The following is an 18,365-nucleotide window of genomic DNA, read 5'->3' as shown; positions in this document are numbered from 1 at the left end:
CTTATAGGTTTCGGCCTTGGACAAATCCTTTAACGGTTTCGCGTTTCCTTTGACATCGCTGAACTCAAAGAAGGCCTCGTTATTTGCTAAGCGCTATTCGCAGCGGCTTAGTCGATCAGATTGTCGCGTTTTGCCGATACCCGAATCTTCTGTCCTACATTCGGACGGACGTGGCATTAAGGTGTGATGATAATCCGGACCCGCATCATTCCTTCCCAAGTCACGAACCTTTGTGCGGGCCCGAATTTTTTTGTCCTGGACAGTGGTCCATGCGGTCCATGTCTCCGGTAAGAGGCGTCCGACCATGACCGAATCACCCCAACCCACGCGTCGCCTCGCCGGTGCCTTCGCCACGCCCAGTCCTGCCCTCGTCTGCTTCCTGACAGCAGGCGATGGCGACACGGCGGCCAATCTCGACGCGCTGGTCGAAGGCGGCGCCGACGTCATCGAGCTCGGCATGCCCTTCACCGACCCGATGGCGGACGGGCCCGCGATCCAGCAGGCCAATATCCGTTCGCTCGGGCGCGGCACCACCACGGCTGACGTCCTCGCGATGGCCACTGCATTCCGGCAGCGCCACCCGGACGTGCCGCTGGTGCTGATGGGATATGCCAACCCGATGGTCCGGCGCGGGGCGGACTGGTTTGCGGAAGCGGCCAGCGCGGCGGGCGTGGACGGCGTCATCTGCGTCGACATCCCGCCGGAAGAGGACGAAGCGCTGGGGCCGGCACTTCGCGCGCGCGGCATCGCGCCCATCCGCCTCGCTACGCCGACCACCGACGACAGGCGCCTGCCGCAGGTCGTCGCGGGGAGCGAGGGCTTCCTTTATTATGTCGCGGTGGCGGGCATCACCGGGATGCAGCAGGCGGCGATCGAATCGATCGAGGCGAACGTTTCGCGCATCAAGCAGGCGACGGACATTCCCGTCGCCGTGGGATTCGGTGTGAGGACGCCAGAGCAAGCCGCTGAAATCGCGCAGGTCGCCGACGGGGTCGTGGTCGGCTCCGCCCTCGTCGAACTGGTGGAGAAACACGGGGCCGACGCCCCGTCCCACATCCGCGAACTCACCGCATCGCTTGCCCAAGCGGTGCATTCTGCGGCAAGGGCACCGCGGAAAGAAGGAACCGCATGAACTGGCTTACCCGCGTCCGCAACTCGCTGCCCTTCATCGCCAAGCGCGATACGCCCGACAATCTGTGGGTGAAGTGCCCGTCCTGCAACGAGATGATCTTCGCCAAGGAGTATCACGAGAACCAGAAGGTCTGCCCACGCTGCGACCATCACGGTCGCCTGTCGGCGGATGAACGCATCGCGCAGATCCTGGACGAGGGGTATTCCGTCCTCCCCGCTCCCGAAGTGCGCGAGGACCCGCTCAATTTCCGGGACACGAAGAAGTACACCGACCGGCTGAAGCAAGCGCGCGCAAAGAACCCGCGACCCGATGCGTTCACCGTGGCGCAGGGCCAGATCGAGGGTCATCCGGCAGTCGTCGGCGTGCAGGATTTCGGCTTCATGGGCGGCAGCATGGGCATGGCGGTCGGCACGGCCTTCTGCGTCGGCGCGGAGCATGCCCTGCGGCTGGGGGCACCCTATGTCGTTGTGACCGCGGCCGGAGGCGCACGGATGCAGGAAGGCATTCTCAGCCTGATGCAGATGCCCAAGGCGACCGTGATGACGCGGCGACTGAAGGAGGCGGGCCTGCCCTACATCGTGGTGCTGGCCGATCCGACCACCGGCGGCGTGACCGCCAGCTACGCCATGCTGGGGGACATCCAGATCGCGGAGCCGGGCGCGCTCATCGGCTTTGCCGGCCAGCGCGTGATCCAGGACACCATCCGGGAGAAGCTGCCCGACGGATTCCAGCGGGCCGAGTACCTGAAGGAGCACGGCATGGTGGACATGGTGACCCATCGGCACGACCTGCGCGCCACGCTCGCGCAGATTATAGACTACCTGCGTCCGGCCGAGGCGGCTTAGGCCCCATGCGCGACTTCGGTCGCTCCGACAATCCGGCGGTGCAGGCGCAGCTGGACCGGCTGGCGAAGCTGTCGCTGCCCCAGGGGCGGATCGGTCTCCTGACCATCCGGGCGCTGATGGAACGGCTGGGCGACCCGCACAAGCGCCTGCCGCCCGTGTTCCATGTCGCCGGCACCAACGGCAAGGGATCGACCTGCGCGTTCCTGCGCGCGATGCTGGAAGCGGACGGCAAGCGCGTCCACGCGACCACCAGCCCGCACCTCGTGCGCTATAACGAGCGGATCCGCGTCGCCGGACGACTGATCGGGGACGATGCGCTCGCCGGTCTGCTGGAAGAGGTGCTGGACGCGAGCGACGGTCTGGGGCCGAGCTTCTTCGAAGTCACCATCGCCGCCAGCTTCCTCGCCTTCGCCCGCGAACCGGCCGATGCCTGCGTGATCGAGGTCGGGCTCGGCGGACGTTTCGACGCGACGAACGTGCTGGACCATGTCGCGGCCAGCGGCATCGCGGCGCTCGGCATCGATCACGAGCAATGGCTGCTCGCGCCGGAGGAAGGCGCGCCGGACGTACCCATCGCTCGGATCGCATTCGAGAAGGCCGGGATTGTGAAGCCGGGTTGCTCGCTCGTCACCCAGCGCTATGGGCCCGACGCGGAACTGGAGATCGAACGCGCCGCTGCGACTTCAGGTGCACCGCTCGCAATGCGCGGCCGCGACTGGGACGCCGGCGTCACCGGAACCGGCCTGCATTATTCCGACCGGCATGGCGAACTCGCCTTGCCCGTCCCGACTTTGCCGGGCCCCCACCAGGCGGACAATGCGGCACTCGCGATCGCAATGTTGCGGCACCAGGATTTCGTCGAGGTGCAGCCGGACGCGATGGCGGCCGGACTGCGCGAGGCCGAGTGGCCCGCGCGGCTGCAGCGCCTGCCGGCAGGTCCGCTGACGCGCGACCGGGTCGTCTGGCTGGATGGCGGGCACAACCGGTCGGCGGGCGAGGCGCTGGCTGCGCATTTCGGCGACGCGCGTCTCCACCTGATCCTCGGGATGCAGAAGGTGAAGGACGCGCAGGGCATCGTCGAACCGCTTACCCGCAACATCGCGACGCTTACCACGGTGCCGATCGCCGGCTACGAAACCCACGGGCCGGAAGTCCGGGACGGTGCCACGAAGGCAAATTCCGTCGCGGAGGCCATGGACGCGCTTCCGGCAGACGGTCTCCCGGTGCTTGTCGCCGGCTCGCTCTACCTTGCCGGGAACGTGCTCAGGATGACGAACTCGCTGCCGGAGTAGCGGAGACCGTGCCCCCGGCGGTTTCATCGGTCACTTGCGGGTCGGGCGTCACGACGCCGGAGCGCCGGCCCATCCGGGCCTGCCGGAACCACTCCGCAAGGCACAGCACCACGGCGATGATGCCGATGGCGGCGGTCAGGACGAAAACGTCGAAATAGCCCTGGTTCTCGATCATCTCGCCCAGCGCCCCGCGCCCCAACGTGCCCACCAGCAGGGTGAGCGAGGACAGGAGCGCGTACTGCACCGCGCTGAACTTCTTGGAGACGATGGACGAGAGCCACGCCACGTAGGCCGCACCCGCGATCCCGATGGACAGGTTCTCCCAGAAGATCGTGAAGGTCAGCTTCGCGATCCCTTCCGACCCCCATGGCGCGAGGAACCCGATGAGCGCCGTGAAACCGACCGCGTCGCTGGCCGCCTGCATGTTCGCCCCGCCCACGGCAAGATCGGCGTAGAGGAGGTTCGTCGCGGCCGCCAGCACGGCCCCGATGGTCAGCGTCGCCATCCGGCCGATGATGGTGATCATGGCCCCGCCGAGCGCGAGGCCCAGCACGATGGCACCCACACCGAAAAACTTGGAAGCAAAGGCCACGTCGTCGTTCGTGTATTGCAGTTCGCCGAGATAGAACGGGTAGGCAAACGTCCCCCAGATCGCGTCGCAGATGCGGTAGGTGAGGACCAGCGAGATGATCAGCACCAGCGACCAGCCCATGCGTCCGACGAATTCGACCAGCGGCAGCAGCAGCGCGCGGTAGAGGTGATCCATCGCGAAGCCGCCCCTGTTCGCGGCAGGCGCCGCATCCTGCGTCAGGACATTCCTGCCCGCCTTCTTCTGCCCGGCGAGCCAGCCGGCGATCAGCGACGGGATGATGATCGTCGCCACAATGATCAACGGACCCATGGTGATGGTGAAGAAGGTCGGATCGGGCCGGCCTTCCTCGTTCAGTTCGAACATTCCGAACAGCCAGCCGGGATGGACCGCGGTACCGCCCAGATCGAAGGACGGGTGGGGAATGTAGACGCCCATCGCCCGCATCATGAAGATCAGGATCGAGACGATCGCCCAGCCCCACAGCACGAGCGTGATCGCCAGCCCCTTGCGCCGCACTTCGGGATCAAGCTCGCCGGCCGAACGCAGCGCGAGTATTTCGGCCGAATTCGCGGCATCCTCGTCCGCGTCTTCGGCCGATCCGTCGGGCGCGAACAATCCGATGACGCCGATTACGAGCAGGACGCCGCCCAGCATCAGGTAAGTCTGCGGCCAGCCGATACGCGCCGCGATGATCAGTGCCAGCGCCCCTCCAACCAGCGCCGCCAACCGGTACCCCATCTGGTAGACGGTCGAGAGGATATCGAGCGTCGCCTTTTCGTCCGCGACATCGATGCGCCATGCGTTGATCGCGATGTCCTGCGTCGCACTGGCAATCGCGCCGATCCCCGCCAGCAGCGAGAACCACCACATCGTGTCGTTGGTCGGATTGGTCAGGCTCAGCGCGACCAGGATCACGCCGAGCAGGATCTGCGCCGGGACGATCCACTGCTTGCGCCGGCCCAGTCGCTTGAACCCGGCGATATCGACCTTGTCGATAAGCGGCGACCACAGGAACTGGAACGCGTAGGCAAGCCCGATCAGCGAGAATACGCCCATCGTTTCCAGATCGATCTGGGCTTCCGTCAGCCAAGCGAACAGCGTCCCCAGGAACAGCGCGAAGGGCAGGCCGCTTGCGAAGCCGAACAGAAGCATGAAAAGGGTCTTGGGATGGCCGAGCGACCTGACCGCATCGATCATGCCCGGCTTCTTCGCCTGCGCGGCCGCTTCTGCCATTCGGTTCTCTTCCCGTACCCGTTAAAGTCTGCGACACTAGACGCGTAAGGTGAGTGTAGGAAAGCGCAGATGAACGAGCTTGGCACAGAAAATCGTCCGCTTCGTCCGACGCAAGGCCAGCTTGCCCTCGCGCAGGCCATCGCGCGCGAGGAGACGCGGCAGGGTGACGCGATCACGACCGTTCCGGCTTCGGTCTATACCGATCCGGCATACTGGGAGCGCGAAAAGGCCGCGATCTTCGACCGGATGCCGCAGGTCATCGCACCCGGCGCGCTATTGCCCGAACCGGGAATGGCTGTTCCGCATGACGGCACCGGTCGGCCGCTGCTGCTGACCCGCGACGCGCAGGGCATCGTCCATGTCTTCCTGAACGTGTGTCGCCATCGCGGTACGCGGCTGGTGGAAGGGCAGGATGTGCAATGCGCGAAACGGCTCGTATGCCCCTATCACGCGTGGACCTATGCGGTGGACGGCCGCCTCCTCGCCCTGCCCCGCCCCGACACATTTCCCGGCCTCGAGAAAGACACGATGGGCCTTGTCGAACTGCCCAGCCGGGAAATGGGCGGCGCGATCTGGCTCTGTCCGGTGTCGGAAGACGACTCAGATCCCGACTGGTCCGCGACCGAGGAAGTCGCGGCAGACTGGGCGGCGTTCGGCATGGCCGACCACGTCCTCTTCCGCCGCAAGACGCACGATGTCGCGGGCAACTGGAAGCTGATCATGGATGCCTTCCTCGAAAGCTATCATGTCACGCGCCTGCATGCGAAGACGATCGGTCCGTTCTTCAAGGACGGGATGACCGCCGGCGACATGATCGGCCCGCATGCGCGTTCTGCCGTCGGACGGCTGGAGGACATGGACGGACTCGATCTCACGGACATGGCGGCACTGCGCCGGGTCGTGACCTATGCCTACCAGCTGGTGCCCGGCGCATTGCTCATTCCCAGCCCGGACTACCTCAACCTCCTCGTCATGATGCCGCAATCGCACGATCGCACGCTGGTCGAGGATTTCATGCTGATCCCGGAAGAGCCGCAGACCGACAAGGCGCGCGACCATTGGGAGCGGAGCTGGAAGCTGCTCGATAGCCGGGTTTTCGCCAGCGAGGATTTCCGGGCGGCGGAGCTCGGACAGCAGGGCCTAGCCAGCGGCGCGGTCGGGCACCTGACGCTGGGGACACTGGAAACCGGCATCCGCCGCTATCACGAGACGGTGGAGGAGGCACTGCGTAGTGGGGCGTGACGCCGAGGGCAGGACCTGGCGCATAGAACGCTTCGGCAGGGAACGGGAGCCGGTCGTTGTCATCGACGGCTTCAGCCGGGAAGCAGACGAGCTGGAGCGACTGGGGCGCGCGGCGCGTTACGAAGCGGCGCAGGGCTATCCCGGCATCCGCGCTCCCTTCGATCCGCGCTATCTCCAGCTGGGCGCGCCGCTGTTCCAGTCGCTGGTGGAAGAAGCCTTCGGACTTTCCGGCGAGATCATGGCGGAACGTTGCGATTTCAGCATCGTGTCGATCCCGCCCGACCGCTTGCAGGACGGCCAGCGCCGGCCGCATTACGACGGGACCGAACCAGGCCTGCTGGCCACGGTTCACTTTCTCGGCGACGAGAGGGATGGCGGGACGGCGTTCTACGAACACCGCCGCTCGGGCTTCGAAACCGTGACTGCCGAACGCGAGGACGAATTCGCGCGGCTGCACCGCCGGGACGTGGAAGAGTTCGGTCCTCCGCCCGCGCGGTATCACTACGGCGACGACGAGAGCTATCGGATGATCGGGCAGATCGGAGCGAGGCGCGATCGCCTGATCGCCTATCGCGGCCGGACGCTGCATTCCGGCCATATCCCCATGGCGCCGGACCCGGCTACCGCACGGACGAGCGGGCGGCTGACGCTCAATTGCTTCCTGCACGCCGGCGTCTGATCGCAAAATCGCGGCTATCGCGAAGCCGGCGGATTGGATAGGGCGCGCCCCATGCCCCAAGACGCAAAACCCGACGGCCACCGGATCGCCAAGCTGCTCGCCCGTGCGGGGGTCGCCAGCCGGCGCGAGGTCGAACGGATGATCGCGGACGGCCGCGTGGCGATCGACGGCAAGGTTCTGGATACGCCGGCCACCATCATACCGGACCTGCGCGGAGTGTCGGTCGACGGGAAGCCGATCGGCAAGGCCGATCGCACGCGCCTGTTCGCGTTCCACAAGCCGACGGGCCTCATCACGGCAGAGCGCGATCCGGCGGGCCGCCCCACCATATACACCGCACTGCGCAATGCGCTTCCCCGGGACGCGGGCCGTGTCATGCCGGTGGGCAGGCTCGACCTCAATACGGAAGGCCTGCTGCTGCTGACCAATGACGGTGGCTTGAAGCGCCAGATGGAACTGCCGGCCAACGGCATTCCGCGCACCTACCGCGCCCGTGCATTCGGCGACGTGAAGCAGGAACAGCTCGAAGCGCTGATCGAGGGCGTGACCATCGACGGGATCCGCTACGGACGCATCGATGCCAACATGGAACGCCGGACCGGCAAGAACCAGTGGATCGAGATGACCATCACGGAAGGCAAGAACCGCGAGATCAGGCGCGTGCTGGAACATCTGGGCCTCAAGGTGAACCGCCTGATGCGGACGGCGTACGGGCCGTTCTACTTGGACGACCTGCCACGCGGACAGGCGACCGAGATCAGGAAGGGCGATCTCGACCGGTTCCGCAGCAGCTTGAAGCAGGATCCCGCCCGGTGAGGATCATCGCAGGCGACTGGCGGGGCAGGAAACTCATGGCTCCGAAGGGAGAAACCACCCGGCCCACCGCGGACCGGACGCGCGAAACCCTGTTCAGCATGCTGGCAAGCCGATTGGGCTCGTTCGAGGACCTGAGCGTGGCGGACCTGTTCGCAGGGTCGGGCGCGATGGGGCTCGAAGCCTTGTCGAGAGGGGCCGCACACTGCCTGTTCGTGGAGCAGGACCCCGATGCGCTCGATGCGCTGCGCAAGAATGTCGCCGGACTGGACGCCAACCGCAGGGCGACGGTCAGCGGCGGGTCGGTCATGTCGCTGGGGCCAGCAAAGGCTCCGCACGACCTGATCCTGCTGGATCCGCCCTACGGCACCGGTGCGGGGTCCGTGGCGCTCGACCGCCTGGTGCGGCTGGGCTGGATCGGGCCGGCCAGCTGGGTCGCTCTGGAGACGTCGCGTACGGAGGATGCCGACATAAAAACGCTCGCAGTCGAAAGCGAGCGCAAGGTCGGCAAGGCGAAGCTTACCTTGCTCCGCCTTGCCTAATTGGCTGGCCGATTACATCGGTTCGGCCGTTCCTTCATCCATGGTATCATCGTCGGTCACGCCGTCATCTTCCATGGTGGTTCCATTCGCCTGAGCTTCGGCCTGTGCCTGCTGCTCGGCAACACTGGCCCAGGCAGCGACACGGTCTTCGGAGGACAGTGCCATCAGGGCCATCCGGCTCTCATCGGTAAGGGTCCAGAAGGTTTCCTGCTGGTCCGGCGTCAGCGTCCAGTAATAGGACTGGGTGGTCGCGGGCCAACCATCGTACTGCCCCTGCTGTTCGGCAGTCCAGCCATCATAGATCGTCTGCTGTTCCGGCGTCATCGAGGACATGGTGTCCGCGGTCATCGGGGCCTCCATGGTGTCCGGGGCGGTCGTCTGTGCGTCCTGGGCCGAGACAGCCACGGGAGCGATCGAGAAACCGACAACGGCAGCAATCGCAAACTTGTAGGTACGCATGATCTTTCCTTTCATTCGCTCTGCCCCTGCTCGGGCAGTCGGAGAATAAATGGACCGGACCGCAGCGCGGTTCCTCCGGTCATCGCTGCCGGGGGGCAAACCGCCGGCAAATGTGGCGAAATAGCGACGAACCTCCGATTTGGTTGATTATCAGCGGGTTAAAGACGCTGCGACGCCGCACCGGCCCATTTCTCATCGATTTCAAGCGCCTTCGTCCCGACAGCCTGCTTGTTCGAGCGGCTTTTCACAGGCGCACCGCTTAGCGGTTGCGCGCATTTGCGTTGTTCCCTACCTGTTCGCCTGACATGGCAGACCCAGCGTATCTCCCCGCGGCATCCGCCGATCCGGTTCCGCCCTACGCGGCGCGACTGAACCCTCCCCAGCGCGAAGCAGTCCTTACAACCGAAGGCCCCGTGCTGATGCTGGCCGGCGCCGGGACCGGCAAGACCGCCGCCCTGACCGCCCGCCTCGCCCACCTGGTAGCCATGCGCCTCGCCTGGCCGAGCGAGATCCTGTGCGTGACTTTCACGAACAAGGCGGCGCGCGAGATGCGCGAGCGGGTCGGTCATCACATTGGCGGCGCGGTGGAAGGCATGCCCTGGCTCGGCACCTTCCATTCGATCTGCGCCAAGATGCTGCGTCGCCATGCCGAGATCGTCGGCCTGGAACCGAATTTCACCATCATCGACACCGACGATCAGCTGCGCCTGCTGAAGCAACTGATCGCGGACGCCAATCTGGATGAGAAGCGCTGGCCCGCGCGGCAGCTTGCGGGCCTGCTCGACCGCTGGAAAAACCGCGGCCTGAACCCCGCCGACCTCGACGAACTGGACAACGAGAGCTTCGCCAACGGGAAAGGGCGCGCGCTATACGAAGCTTACCAGAACCGGCTGAAGAAGCTGAACGCCTGCGACTTCGGCGACCTGCTGCTCCACATGCTCAACATTTTGCGGAACGAGCCGGAAATCCTCGCCCAGTATCACGCGCGCTTCAAATACATCCTGGTGGACGAATACCAGGATACCAACCAGGTCCAGTATCTATGGCTTCGTCTGCTCGCGCAGCAACGCAAGAACATCTGCGTGGTCGGGGACGATGACCAGTCGATCTATTCCTGGCGCGGCGCTGAAGTGGCCAATATCCTGCGTTTCGAGAAGGACTTTCCCGGCGCGAAGGTTATCAAGCTGGAGCAGAACTATCGCTCCACGCCGCACATTCTTGCGGCCGCGTCGGGGCTGATCGATGCCAACCGGACCCGCCTCGGCAAGGAACTCTGGACCGAGGCGAACGGCGGTGACAAGGTCCGCGTCGTCGGCGTCTGGGACGCGCCGGAGGAAGCGCGCCGCGTCGGTGAGGAGATCGAACAGCTCGAGCGGCAGGGTGCCAGCCTGGACCAGATCGCCATCCTCGTGCGCGCGCAATACCAGACGCGCGAATTCGAGGACCGGTTCATCCAGCTGGGCCTCAATTACCGCATCATCGGCGGCTTCCGATTCTACGAGCGCGCCGAAATCCGCGATGCCCTCGCCTATCTGCGCGTCATCGCGCAGCCACAGGACGATCTCGCGTTCGAGCGCATCTACAATACGCCGAAGAGAGGCCTGGGCGCCAAGACGCTGGAGAAGATGCACCAGCACGCGCGGCGCACCGGGCTGCCGCTCGCTGCGGCCTCGCTCCAGCTTGCCGACAGCGATGAGCTTCCTAAGCGCGCCGGGAACACGATCGCCGCCCTAATGCGCGATTTCCTCGGCTGGCGCGAACTGGCGGAAACGCTGGCACCGGCCGAATTGCTGCGCCAGGTTCTCGATCACACGGGCTACAACGAGATGCTCGAGAAGGAGAAGTCGAGCGAAGCGAAAGGCCGGCTCGAGAACCTTGCCGAGCTCGCCCGGGCGATGGAAGAGTACGATACGCTGCCCGACTTCCTCGAGCACGTGAGTCTGGTGATGGACACGGATCGCGGCGAGGATGTCGAGACCGTGACGATCATGACCATGCACGCCGCCAAGGGGCTCGAATACGACAATGTGTTTCTTCCCGGCTGGGAGGAAGGCGTCTTCCCCAGCCAGCGCGCGCTCGACGAAGGAGGGCTTGCCAGCCTCGAGGAAGAACGCAGGCTGGCCTATGTCGGGATCACGCGCGCGCGGAAGCGGTGCACCATCCTTCACGCAGCAAACCGCCGGGTGTACGGCACTTGGAACAGCTCGATACCGAGCCGCTTCGTCGACGAGCTTCCGGACGATCACATCGAGACCGAGACGACGCTGACAGGGGGCGCCTCGCTATGGCGCGCGAACTGGTCGGAAACCGAGGATCCCTTCGCTCACGTGAACACCGCGCGGCCTGATCGCAGCAATGCGCGTGGTCCCGGCTGGCAAAGGGCGCTCGCCAGCGGTTACGAGACCGCTCCCGCACGGGTTGCGGAAAGCAGGCGAAGTGCCGCCAGCTTCGCCGCCAAGCCGCGCACGGACATCGCAGTTGGCGCACAGGTCATGCATGACCGCTTTGGCGCCGGCATCGTGCTGGACCAGGAAGGCAACAAGCTCGAGATCGAGTTCGAAGATGTCGGGATCAAGCGCGTCATCGACAGCTTCGTACGCCTCGCGGACTGAAACGTTAGCGGGCGAAACATTCGGGAATGCGGTGCATTGGTCGGGCAAAGGAGAAGCCCATGACCAGACTCTACACGATGCCCGGAACCTGCTCGCTGGCAGCCAATATCGCGGTGGCCTGGCTCGATGCCCCCGTGGAAATCGCCAACATGGAATATGGCGATCACAAGAAGGACGAGTACCTTTCGATCAATCCGAAGGGCAAGGTTCCCGCCCTTCAGTTCGATGACGGCGATGTCCTGACAGAACTCGCGGCGATCCTGGCCTATCTCGGCGCGACTTACGGAACGCAGGGATACGCGCGGGACGAGCGCTTGGGTTATCGCGAAGCGGAAGCCCTGTCCTTCATGACCAGCGAGGTGCATGCCAGCTACGGTCCACACTTCGCCGCGCAGGCCTTTGCCGAGAGCGAGAGCGCGCAGGAGGAAGTCAAGAAGAAGGCGTACGAAACACTAGCCGGTCACTACGAACGCCTGAACGCCAATCTGGAAGAGAATGGCGGCCAATGGTACCTTGGCGAGAAGTCGTTCGCCGATGCGTTTCTATACGTGCTCGTTCGCTGGCTCGACCAGACGCCGATTAAGCTAGACGATTATCCTTCCCTGAAAGCGCATCGCGATCGCATGGAAGCAGATGACGGGGTTCGCAAGGCGCTCGCCAGGCAGGACATGGAACCGCAGGGTTCCTGACGAACCAGCTCAGATTGCGCTGACGCTCAGGAAGTCCGGCTGCGGGCCGTTCCATTCGCCCACTGCGGACGGCTCGTCGCGGTCGTCGCTACGCTTCCGAAAGGATTTCTCGCGACGGGGCGCCTTAGGCGCCTCGTCGTTCTCCGGCTGCGACTTCTGACGCGAGCGCCTTGGCTCTTCCTTCGCCGGCTCCGCTTCGCGCAGTTCGACGCGCACGTCGTTCTTGCCGAAGACCTGTACCTCTCCGCCGGTCAGTTTCTCGACATTCGCGATCGCTTCCGCGTCCTCGTCTGTCACGAAGGTGAATGCTCGCCCCTTCGCCCCCGCACGGCCTGTCCGGCCGATGCGGTGGACATAATCGTCGGGATGCCAAGGCGTGTCGTAATTGAAGACGTGGCTGACGCCCTTGATGTCGAGACCGCGCGCGGCGACGTCGCTGGCGACGAGGATATTGACTTCGCCCGCCTTGAACCGCTGCAATTCCTTGATGCGACTGGACTGATCCATGTCGCCGTGGATCTCGCCGCTGGCGAAACCGGCCCGCTGCAAATGCTTATTGAGTTCCCGGACGGTCGTCTTGCGGTTCGCGAATATGATCGCCGTCTCGACCAGATCGTTGCCCAGCAGCCATTCGAGCGTGTCGCGTTTCTGGCGCGGCTTCACCGGAACCTTGAACGCTGTGATGTTCGCATTCGTGCTGGCCGCGCGAGTCACTTCGATCCGCTTGGGATTGTTCAGGAACTTCTTGGCCAGCTTCTCGATCGGCGGCGGCATGGTCGCGCTGAAAAGCATGGTCTGCCGCCCTTCGGGCAGCTTCGAGCAAATGAACTCGATGTCCGGGATGAAACCCATGTCGAGCATCCGGTCGGCTTCGTCGATCACGAGCAGTTCGCAGCCGCTCAGCAGGATCTTGCCCCGTTCGAACAGGTCCATCAACCGGCCTGGGGTTGCGATAAGGACGTCGACGCCCTCGTCCAGCGCCTTTAGTTGATCGCCCATCTGCACACCGCCGATGAGCAGCGCCATCTTGAGGTCGTGGTTCACCCCGTATTTCTCGAAGTTCTCGGCGACCTGCGCGGCAAGTTCGCGGGTCGGCTCGAGGATCAGCGACCGCGGCATCAGCGCCCGGCGTCGGCCCGAAGCCATGATGTCGATCATCGGCAGCACGAAGCTGGCCGTCTTGCCCGTCCCCGTCTGAGCGATACCAATGAGGTCGCGCATCATCAGCACGGTCGGAATGGCTTCGGCCTGAATCGGCGTGGGCTCGGTGTAACCGGCAGTCGAGACGGCTTCGAGCAGCTTGGGTGAAAGGCCGAGATCGGCGAATGTCATGCGGTTTGTTCGAAATCCATGATTAAGGCGGAAGACACGATCCGTAGCGCTGATGAGCGACGTATCGATACAGGTCGCGCGCCTTGCGCCCGCCTTGGTGGAAAGTCAAGATTCTGGCGCGATCCGGCCTATTCGGCGACCAGTTCTCGAAATCGCTCCAGCTTGCATTTGGCCCCAGTCCGTGACTGGAGACGATCGCGGTCGATGCAGAGCCTGCCATCCTCGTCTGGCTCGACATAGAAGCCGCTATAGAAACTGCGGGCCGCGCAACTCTTCTCCAAAGACCCCGCCACGATGCTGCGATCGCGCATATAGAAGATCAGCCGCCGCCCCACATCGGGCTGCACACCGGCGATCTCCTTGAGGTCGATGCACTTGCCGATCTTCCGTTCCACGACGTTGCGCGGCCGGACGGTGGCGTTGAGTCGTCGGTAGGGCGTCACTCGAAGGATGACACGCTGGCGGATCCGGACCTGCTGCCGCTTCGGCGTTTGCCCGGCCGCGGACTGCAGCCGCGCATAATAATCATCCGAGCCGGTTCCGGTCGCTTCGACGGGTGACTGATCGACGGTTTCGACGGCGGAATCGGCCGAGCCGAGCAGCAGCAACGGGGCAAACAGCAGTGCGATGCCGTGCATGATTTTGCGTCTCGCCCCCGCGTGTTGCGCCTGGTCCCGACAGGCAGAAATGAAATCCGGTTACCGCACCTAAGGCCTGCGGTTGAATACCCGCTTAATTGACGCGCCCGACTTTCAAATGGCTGGCACATCGCGCCAGCGATTGGCATAGTTCGGCCATGGACAATCGTGAAGAGTTTCTCCGTCGCGCCGGCGCGATACTGGGCGACCGCGGACTGGTGACCGACCCGGAGCTTCTCGCGCCGTGGCTTACGGACTGGCGCGGGCGCTACACCGGGAAGGCGATGGCGATGGCCCAGCCCTCCGCCACGCAAGAAGTCTCCGCGCTGGTCGCACTGTGTGCCGAGTTCCGCGTCCCGATCGTCCCGCAAGGCGGTAATAGCGGCATGTCGGGCGGCGCGACCCCGGACGAGAGCGGCGATTCCCTGCTGCTGTCCATGCGCCGGATGGACCGGTTCCGCGCATTCGATCCGGCGCAGCGCCAGATCACCTGCGAGGCAGGCGTGGTTCTCCAGACGCTCCACGAGAAAGTACGCGAGCAGGGATTGCGTTTTCCTCTCACGCTCGGAGGGAAAGGAAGCGCCACGATCGGCGGCCTGGTATCCACCAATGCGGGCGGCACGCAGGTCCTGCGCCATGGGACGATGGGCGCGCAGGTTCTCGGGCTGGAAGTCGTGCTTGCCGACGGATCGGTGCTGGATGGCACATCGCCGCTGAAGAAGGACAACCGGGGCTTCGATCCCAACCGGCTCTTCATCGGATCGGAGGGAACGCTGGGCATCGTGACCGCCGTCACGCTGGCACTGATCCCGGACATCGCGGAGCGACGGGTCGTCTGGGCAGGTCTGGACGATATCAAGGCGGCACGCCGGCTGCTGGTGGCTTTTCAGGACAAGGCCGACGCCTACCTAGAAGGGTTCGAAGTCGTACCGCAACATTCCCTCGAAGCCGTGCTCGACTACCTGCCGAATGCGAGAAACCCGCTCGATGCGATCCATCCATGGTCCGTTCTGGTCGAACTCGTCGGCGGCGAGGACGACGGCGAAATGCTGCAGGATTTGGCGGAGGCGGTGCTCGGCGAGGCATTCGAAGACGGCCTGATCCAGGATGCGACGATCGCCGCAAACGAGAGCCAGGCCGAGGACCTCTGGCTGCTGCGCGAGTCCATCGCGCCGGCGGAACGCGGGGTCGGCCCGGCCGTGCAGCATGACGTGTCGGTACCGGTCGCGCGGATGGCCGACTTCATCGATGAGGCAGTGCCCGCCGTAGAAAAGCAGTTCCCGGGGACCAGGGGCGTCGCCTTCGGCCATCTTGGTGACGGCAACGTTCATTTCCATGTCCGTGCCCCCGCAGGGGCCGAGGCGCGCACGTGGGAGGATGGCGAGGGAAAGGCCGCCAGCGCCTTCGTGCACGATCTGGTGACCCAATGGGACGGATCGATCAGCGCCGAACACGGCATCGGGCAGATCAAGGTGGACGAGCTTGCGCGGCTCACCGATCCGGCGCGGCTTTCGCTGCTGGGCAACGTCAAGCGCGCACTCGACCCTCAGAACCTCCTCAATCCGGGCAAATTGCTCGCGCTTGCGCCGCAAGGCCCCACCGACTAAGGCCCTGCGCACGTCCCGACCGGGGTTTCCGGGGCGGGTCACCCAATCACCAATCCGATCCGGAGTTTACCCATGGCCAGTGCGCCGCAGCCGCAGCTTCCCCTCTTCTACAACGACCTGATGCCCCTCAACAGCCGGGACCATAAAACCTTCAGGACCCGGGCGATGGACTCGGCCGAGTGGTTGAAGAACCAGCACGCCATTCCGCTCACGGTCGACGAATTCGTGCAGGCGCAGCGCCACTACCCGATCATCTTCTCCTCCGGCGAAAACCCGATGCCGCTGGCGCTGATGGGGATCAACGAAGGCGTGAACACCTTCGTGGATGACGAAGGCAAGGTCACGGAAGCCGTCTATCTGCCGGCGTATATCCGCCGTTATCCCTTCATGCTCGCCAAGCTGAAGCCCGATACGGACGACCTGTCGCTGTGCTTCGACCCGACTTCTGAAACGGTGGGCGAGTTCGACGAGGGCGAAAAGCTTTTCGACGACGAAAACCAGCCGACCGACAACACCAAGGGCATTCTCGACTTCTGCGAGAAGTTCGAACAGGCCGGTCAGCGCACGCGCGCTTTCATCGACGAACTGAAGAAGTACGAACTGCTGATGGACGGCGAAGTGACCATCCAGCAGAACGGCGAAGGCGCCAAGCCGTTCGTCTATCGCGGCTTCCAGATGATCAATGGCGAGAAACTGTCGCAGGTCCCGACCGATGTGCTCGACCAGTGGAACAAGAACGGCCTCATGGCTCTGATCCATGCGCAGACGTTCTCGCTCGAACTCATGCGGACCATCTTTTTCCGCCAGGTCCAGCAGGGCAAGGGCCCGAAACTGGAAAACGCGGAATAACGGTTCCAAGGGGGCTTGAACCGGCCAGGCCGGACCCCCAAATTACATGGACCGGCGGTAATTCCCCCCTCAAAGCCGCCGGTTCCAGACGCACCCGATGGTGCGTCCTCCCTGAACCTTGGCCACCTCGTGCATCTCGCACGAGGTGGTTTTTTATGGGCGGTTCATTCGGCGGCCTGGGGCAGACGATCGTCCCCGGTGATCGCCTGCATCTCGGCGCTCAGATTGCGCACCAGCGTGACCAGGATGTCCACCAGGGCACTGAACCCATCGGTCAGCCCCTTCCACTCGTCATCCAGATAGAGCGACCGGCATATCTCCAGCTGGATTGCGTGACGGCCCTCCGATGCCTTGCCATGCCGTTCGAGAATATAGCCGCCCGCATAAGGCCTGTTATGCGCCACGGTCGCCCCTGCGCCGGCGAGGGAACGGAGCGCAGTTGCCACCAGGCGATCGTCGGACGATGTGCCGAACCTGTCTCCGAGGATGAACCGCGCCGGACGGTCCGAAGGATGCCGCTTCCCGATCGGCGGCATGGAATGCAGGTCCAGCAGCAAGGCCCCACCCCAGTCGCGATGGATTGTGTCGAGGGCGCCGTCCAGTTCGCGATGGTAGGGTCCGTGGATCTGCCCGATACGCGCATCGAGATCGGAACCCGAGATCGGCCCGCGCCAGATCTCTCCCAGCCCCGCCAGCCTTCGGGGCACCAGCCCCAGCCCGTTGCGCGCACGGCATTCACCGTGGGGCCGGGGAGCCGATCGGCGCTCCGGTTCAGCCACCATGCTCCAGTCGATATCGGTATCGCACCGGTTGAGATCGATCATGGCGCGCGGCGCGTGTGCCACCAGAAGCGCGGCACCGGTTCGGGCGGCGACTTCGCCGGCGAGCTTGTCGGTCAGCCGATCTTCCAGCCGCAGCCGGGCCCAATCGGGCTGCCGCATCCGGCGCAGGACGCGATCGGGATAGGCACGGCCCGCATGGGGTGCGGCCAGAAGGATCGGCGTTGCCGGAGGATTGGCCATCCGCAACGAAAAGGCGGGCTTCCCGGTGCCGGGAATCGTGCCCCCATGACGAATGTTCGAATCGGCAAACGGTGAGGCGTCCGGACGCATGCAAGCGTGCTGCCCTGCTTGTCCCCCTGTGTCAAAGCTGGGCAATGGTCGCGGGACGCAGGATTTTTTAAGCGATTGCTGCTACCCGGCCACCATGACCGACACCCACCCCACCCGCATACTCCTCGCAGAAGACGAAGACGCCATGCGCCAGTACCTGTCGCGCGCGCTCGAAAAGGCCGGATATGAAGTGGTCGCGGTGGGACGGGGCACGGACGCCGTGCCGTATCTCGAATCGGAGAGGTTCGATCTCCTCCTGTCGGACATCGTCATGCCCGAAATGGACGGGATCGAACTGGCGCAGCGCTGCAACGAAACCAGCCCGGCCACGCGTGTCATGTTCATCACCGGCTTTGCCGCCGTGACTTTGAAGGCCAGCCGCGAGCAACCGCAGGCCAAGGTCCTGTCGAAGCCGTTCCACCTGCGCGACCTCGTGCTGGAAGTGGACCGGATATTCGAAGATCGGAAACAGGCGTCGCTTTAGCGTCTTTCCTGCTTGCGCGCCCTGCGGCCATTGGCTAAGTGGCGCGTCCGCCGTCCAACCGGCGGGATCGATGGTTCGGGCGTATAGCTCAGTGGTAGAGCACTGTGTTGACATCGCAGGGGTCGGAAGTTCAACTCTTCCTACGCCCACCATCGTTCCGGTTTGAAGAACGGGCCCGCCACTGGCGGGCTTTTTCTTGCCCGGTGCATTGCT

The 18,365-nt window shown here is 64.5% G+C and carries 17 protein-coding genes and 1 tRNA gene; 13 read left to right on the top strand and 5 right to left on the bottom strand.

From position 1 onward, the window contains the following. Positions 1-304 precede the first annotated feature (304 nt). Genes trpA through AB1K63_RS02070 form a run of 3 tightly spaced genes read left to right on the top strand, consistent with a single transcriptional unit; the run spans position 305 to position 3,269 of the window. Positions 305-1,132 carry a tryptophan synthase subunit alpha gene (trpA, locus tag AB1K63_RS02080; protein WP_366958263.1) on the top strand — a complete coding sequence of 276 codons (828 nt, stop codon included), beginning with the start codon at positions 305-307 and terminating at the stop codon, positions 1,130-1,132. Further along, positions 1,129-1,977: an acetyl-CoA carboxylase, carboxyltransferase subunit beta gene (accD, locus tag AB1K63_RS02075; protein ID WP_366958261.1), complete on the top strand. Its 849-nt coding sequence runs from the start codon at positions 1,129-1,131 to the stop codon at positions 1,975-1,977. Before trpA ends, accD begins: the two co-directional genes overlap by 4 nt. A 5-nt stretch (positions 1,978-1,982) precedes the next feature. After that, positions 1,983-3,269 (top strand): folylpolyglutamate synthase/dihydrofolate synthase family protein, encoded by a 1,287-nt coding sequence (locus AB1K63_RS02070; RefSeq protein ID WP_366958260.1) that lies wholly within the window; start codon positions 1,983-1,985, stop codon positions 3,267-3,269. Here AB1K63_RS02070 and AB1K63_RS02065 read toward each other — a convergent pair. After that, positions 3,241-5,094: an MFS transporter gene (locus AB1K63_RS02065; RefSeq protein ID WP_366958259.1), complete on the bottom strand. Its 1,854-nt coding sequence runs from the start codon at positions 5,092-5,094 to the stop codon at positions 3,241-3,243. The two genes, AB1K63_RS02070 and AB1K63_RS02065, sit on opposite strands and share 29 nt — an antisense overlap. Positions 5,095-5,163: 69 nt before the next feature. Here AB1K63_RS02065 and AB1K63_RS02060 point away from each other — a divergent pair, with 69 nt between their 5' ends. The 4 genes from AB1K63_RS02060 to rsmD are packed head-to-tail and all read left to right on the top strand — an operon-like array spanning position 5,164 to position 8,370. Continuing rightward, positions 5,164-6,336 (top strand): SRPBCC family protein, encoded by a 1,173-nt coding sequence (locus tag AB1K63_RS02060; protein WP_366958258.1) that lies wholly within the window; start codon positions 5,164-5,166, stop codon positions 6,334-6,336. Beyond that, positions 6,326-7,015 carry a DUF6445 family protein gene (locus AB1K63_RS02055; RefSeq protein WP_366958257.1) on the top strand — a complete coding sequence of 230 codons (690 nt, stop codon included), beginning with the start codon at positions 6,326-6,328 and terminating at the stop codon, positions 7,013-7,015. Before AB1K63_RS02060 ends, AB1K63_RS02055 begins: the two co-directional genes overlap by 11 nt. A 51-nt stretch (positions 7,016-7,066) precedes the next feature. Then, on the top strand, positions 7,067-7,831 hold the full coding sequence (locus tag AB1K63_RS02050; protein WP_366958256.1) for a pseudouridine synthase: 765 nt from the start codon (positions 7,067-7,069) through the stop codon (positions 7,829-7,831). Beyond that, positions 7,828-8,370: a 16S rRNA (guanine(966)-N(2))-methyltransferase RsmD gene (gene rsmD, locus AB1K63_RS02045; RefSeq protein ID WP_366958255.1), complete on the top strand. Its 543-nt coding sequence runs from the start codon at positions 7,828-7,830 to the stop codon at positions 8,368-8,370. The genes AB1K63_RS02050 and rsmD overlap by 4 nt, the downstream gene beginning before the upstream one ends. Positions 8,371-8,382: 12 nt before the next feature. Here rsmD and AB1K63_RS02040 read toward each other — a convergent pair whose 3' ends face one another. Continuing rightward, positions 8,383-8,829: a hypothetical protein gene (locus AB1K63_RS02040; RefSeq protein WP_366958254.1), complete on the bottom strand. Its 447-nt coding sequence runs from the start codon at positions 8,827-8,829 to the stop codon at positions 8,383-8,385. Positions 8,830-9,134: 305 nt separating this feature from the next. On the opposite strand from AB1K63_RS02040, the gene AB1K63_RS02035 reads away from it, so the two are divergent. Both AB1K63_RS02035 and AB1K63_RS02030 read left to right on the top strand, forming a co-directional pair. Further along, positions 9,135-11,441, top strand: a complete 2,307-nt coding sequence (locus AB1K63_RS02035) for a UvrD-helicase domain-containing protein (protein WP_366958253.1) — start codon at positions 9,135-9,137, stop codon at positions 11,439-11,441. A 59-nt stretch (positions 11,442-11,500) separates the two neighbouring features. Beyond that, entirely contained in the window at positions 11,501-12,130 is a 630-nt protein-coding gene (locus AB1K63_RS02030) for a glutathione S-transferase (protein WP_366958252.1), read from the top strand. Between the two features lie 9 nt (positions 12,131-12,139). Here the strand turns inward: AB1K63_RS02030 and AB1K63_RS02025 are convergent, their stop codons facing one another. Both AB1K63_RS02025 and AB1K63_RS02020 read right to left on the bottom strand, forming a co-directional pair. Further along, entirely contained in the window at positions 12,140-13,462 is a 1,323-nt protein-coding gene (locus AB1K63_RS02025) for a DEAD/DEAH box helicase (protein ID WP_366958251.1), read from the bottom strand. Between the two features lie 128 nt (positions 13,463-13,590). Beyond that, the gene (locus tag AB1K63_RS02020) at positions 13,591-14,100 is read right to left on the bottom strand and encodes a hypothetical protein (protein WP_366958250.1); all 510 of its coding nucleotides are present in this window, start codon (positions 14,098-14,100) and stop codon (positions 13,591-13,593) included. Between the two features lie 158 nt (positions 14,101-14,258). Here AB1K63_RS02020 and AB1K63_RS02015 point away from each other — a divergent pair, with 158 nt between their 5' ends. Together AB1K63_RS02015 and AB1K63_RS02010 are read left to right on the top strand one after the other, a co-directional pair. Then, complete coding sequence (locus AB1K63_RS02015; protein WP_366958249.1) at positions 14,259-15,707, top strand: FAD-binding oxidoreductase; 1,449 nt, start codon at positions 14,259-14,261, stop codon at positions 15,705-15,707. A gap of 72 nt (positions 15,708-15,779) precedes the next feature. Next, entirely contained in the window at positions 15,780-16,556 is a 777-nt protein-coding gene (locus AB1K63_RS02010) for a SapC family protein (protein WP_366958248.1), read from the top strand. A gap of 164 nt (positions 16,557-16,720) precedes the next feature. Here the strand turns inward: AB1K63_RS02010 and AB1K63_RS02005 are convergent, their stop codons facing one another. Then, entirely contained in the window at positions 16,721-17,578 is an 858-nt protein-coding gene (locus AB1K63_RS02005; RefSeq protein WP_366958247.1) for an N-formylglutamate amidohydrolase, read from the bottom strand. Positions 17,579-17,762: 184 nt separating this feature from the next. Here AB1K63_RS02005 and cpdR point away from each other — a divergent pair, with 184 nt between their 5' ends. Together cpdR and AB1K63_RS01995 are read left to right on the top strand one after the other, a co-directional pair. Further along, a complete protein-coding gene (gene cpdR / locus AB1K63_RS02000; RefSeq protein ID WP_366958246.1) occupies positions 17,763-18,152 on the top strand; it encodes a cell cycle two-component system response regulator CpdR in 390 nt (129 codons plus the stop codon). Positions 18,153-18,229: 77 nt separating this feature from the next. Continuing rightward, a tRNA-Val gene (locus AB1K63_RS01995) sits at positions 18,230-18,304 on the top strand. Positions 18,305-18,365: the final 61 nt, after the last annotated feature.

Origin of the sequence: Qipengyuania sp. JC766 (genome assembly GCF_040717445.1) — a bacterium.
Classification (GTDB): domain Bacteria; phylum Pseudomonadota; class Alphaproteobacteria; order Sphingomonadales; family Sphingomonadaceae; genus JC766.
The sequence above is the reverse complement of the archived record's forward strand: the minus strand, read 5'-3'. Positions and strand labels throughout refer to the sequence as shown.

Excerpts from the sequence above, each read along its gene's own strand:
- trpA (WP_366958263.1), top strand. The coding sequence starts at position 305 with ATGACCGAATCACCCCAACCCACGCGTCGCCTCGCCGGTGCCTTCGCC.
- accD (WP_366958261.1), top strand. The coding sequence starts at position 1,129 with ATGAACTGGCTTACCCGCGTCCGCAACTCGCTGCCCTTCATCGCCAAG.
- AB1K63_RS02070 (WP_366958260.1), top strand. The coding sequence starts at position 1,983 with ATGCGCGACTTCGGTCGCTCCGACAATCCGGCGGTGCAGGCGCAGCTG.
- AB1K63_RS02065 (WP_366958259.1), bottom strand. The coding sequence starts at position 5,094 with ATGGCAGAAGCGGCCGCGCAGGCGAAGAAGCCGGGCATGATCGATGCG.
- AB1K63_RS02060 (WP_366958258.1), top strand. The coding sequence starts at position 5,164 with ATGAACGAGCTTGGCACAGAAAATCGTCCGCTTCGTCCGACGCAAGGC.
- AB1K63_RS02050 (WP_366958256.1), top strand. The coding sequence starts at position 7,067 with ATGCCCCAAGACGCAAAACCCGACGGCCACCGGATCGCCAAGCTGCTC.
- AB1K63_RS02040 (WP_366958254.1), bottom strand. The coding sequence starts at position 8,829 with ATGCGTACCTACAAGTTTGCGATTGCTGCCGTTGTCGGTTTCTCGATC.
- AB1K63_RS02035 (WP_366958253.1), top strand. The coding sequence starts at position 9,135 with ATGGCAGACCCAGCGTATCTCCCCGCGGCATCCGCCGATCCGGTTCCG.
- AB1K63_RS02030 (WP_366958252.1), top strand. The coding sequence starts at position 11,501 with ATGACCAGACTCTACACGATGCCCGGAACCTGCTCGCTGGCAGCCAAT.
- AB1K63_RS02025 (WP_366958251.1), bottom strand. The coding sequence starts at position 13,462 with ATGACATTCGCCGATCTCGGCCTTTCACCCAAGCTGCTCGAAGCCGTC.
- AB1K63_RS02020 (WP_366958250.1), bottom strand. The coding sequence starts at position 14,100 with ATGCACGGCATCGCACTGCTGTTTGCCCCGTTGCTGCTGCTCGGCTCG.
- AB1K63_RS02015 (WP_366958249.1), top strand. The coding sequence starts at position 14,259 with ATGGACAATCGTGAAGAGTTTCTCCGTCGCGCCGGCGCGATACTGGGC.
- AB1K63_RS02010 (WP_366958248.1), top strand. The coding sequence starts at position 15,780 with ATGGCCAGTGCGCCGCAGCCGCAGCTTCCCCTCTTCTACAACGACCTG.
- AB1K63_RS02005 (WP_366958247.1), bottom strand. The coding sequence starts at position 17,578 with ATGGCCAATCCTCCGGCAACGCCGATCCTTCTGGCCGCACCCCATGCG.
- cpdR (WP_366958246.1), top strand. The coding sequence starts at position 17,763 with ATGACCGACACCCACCCCACCCGCATACTCCTCGCAGAAGACGAAGAC.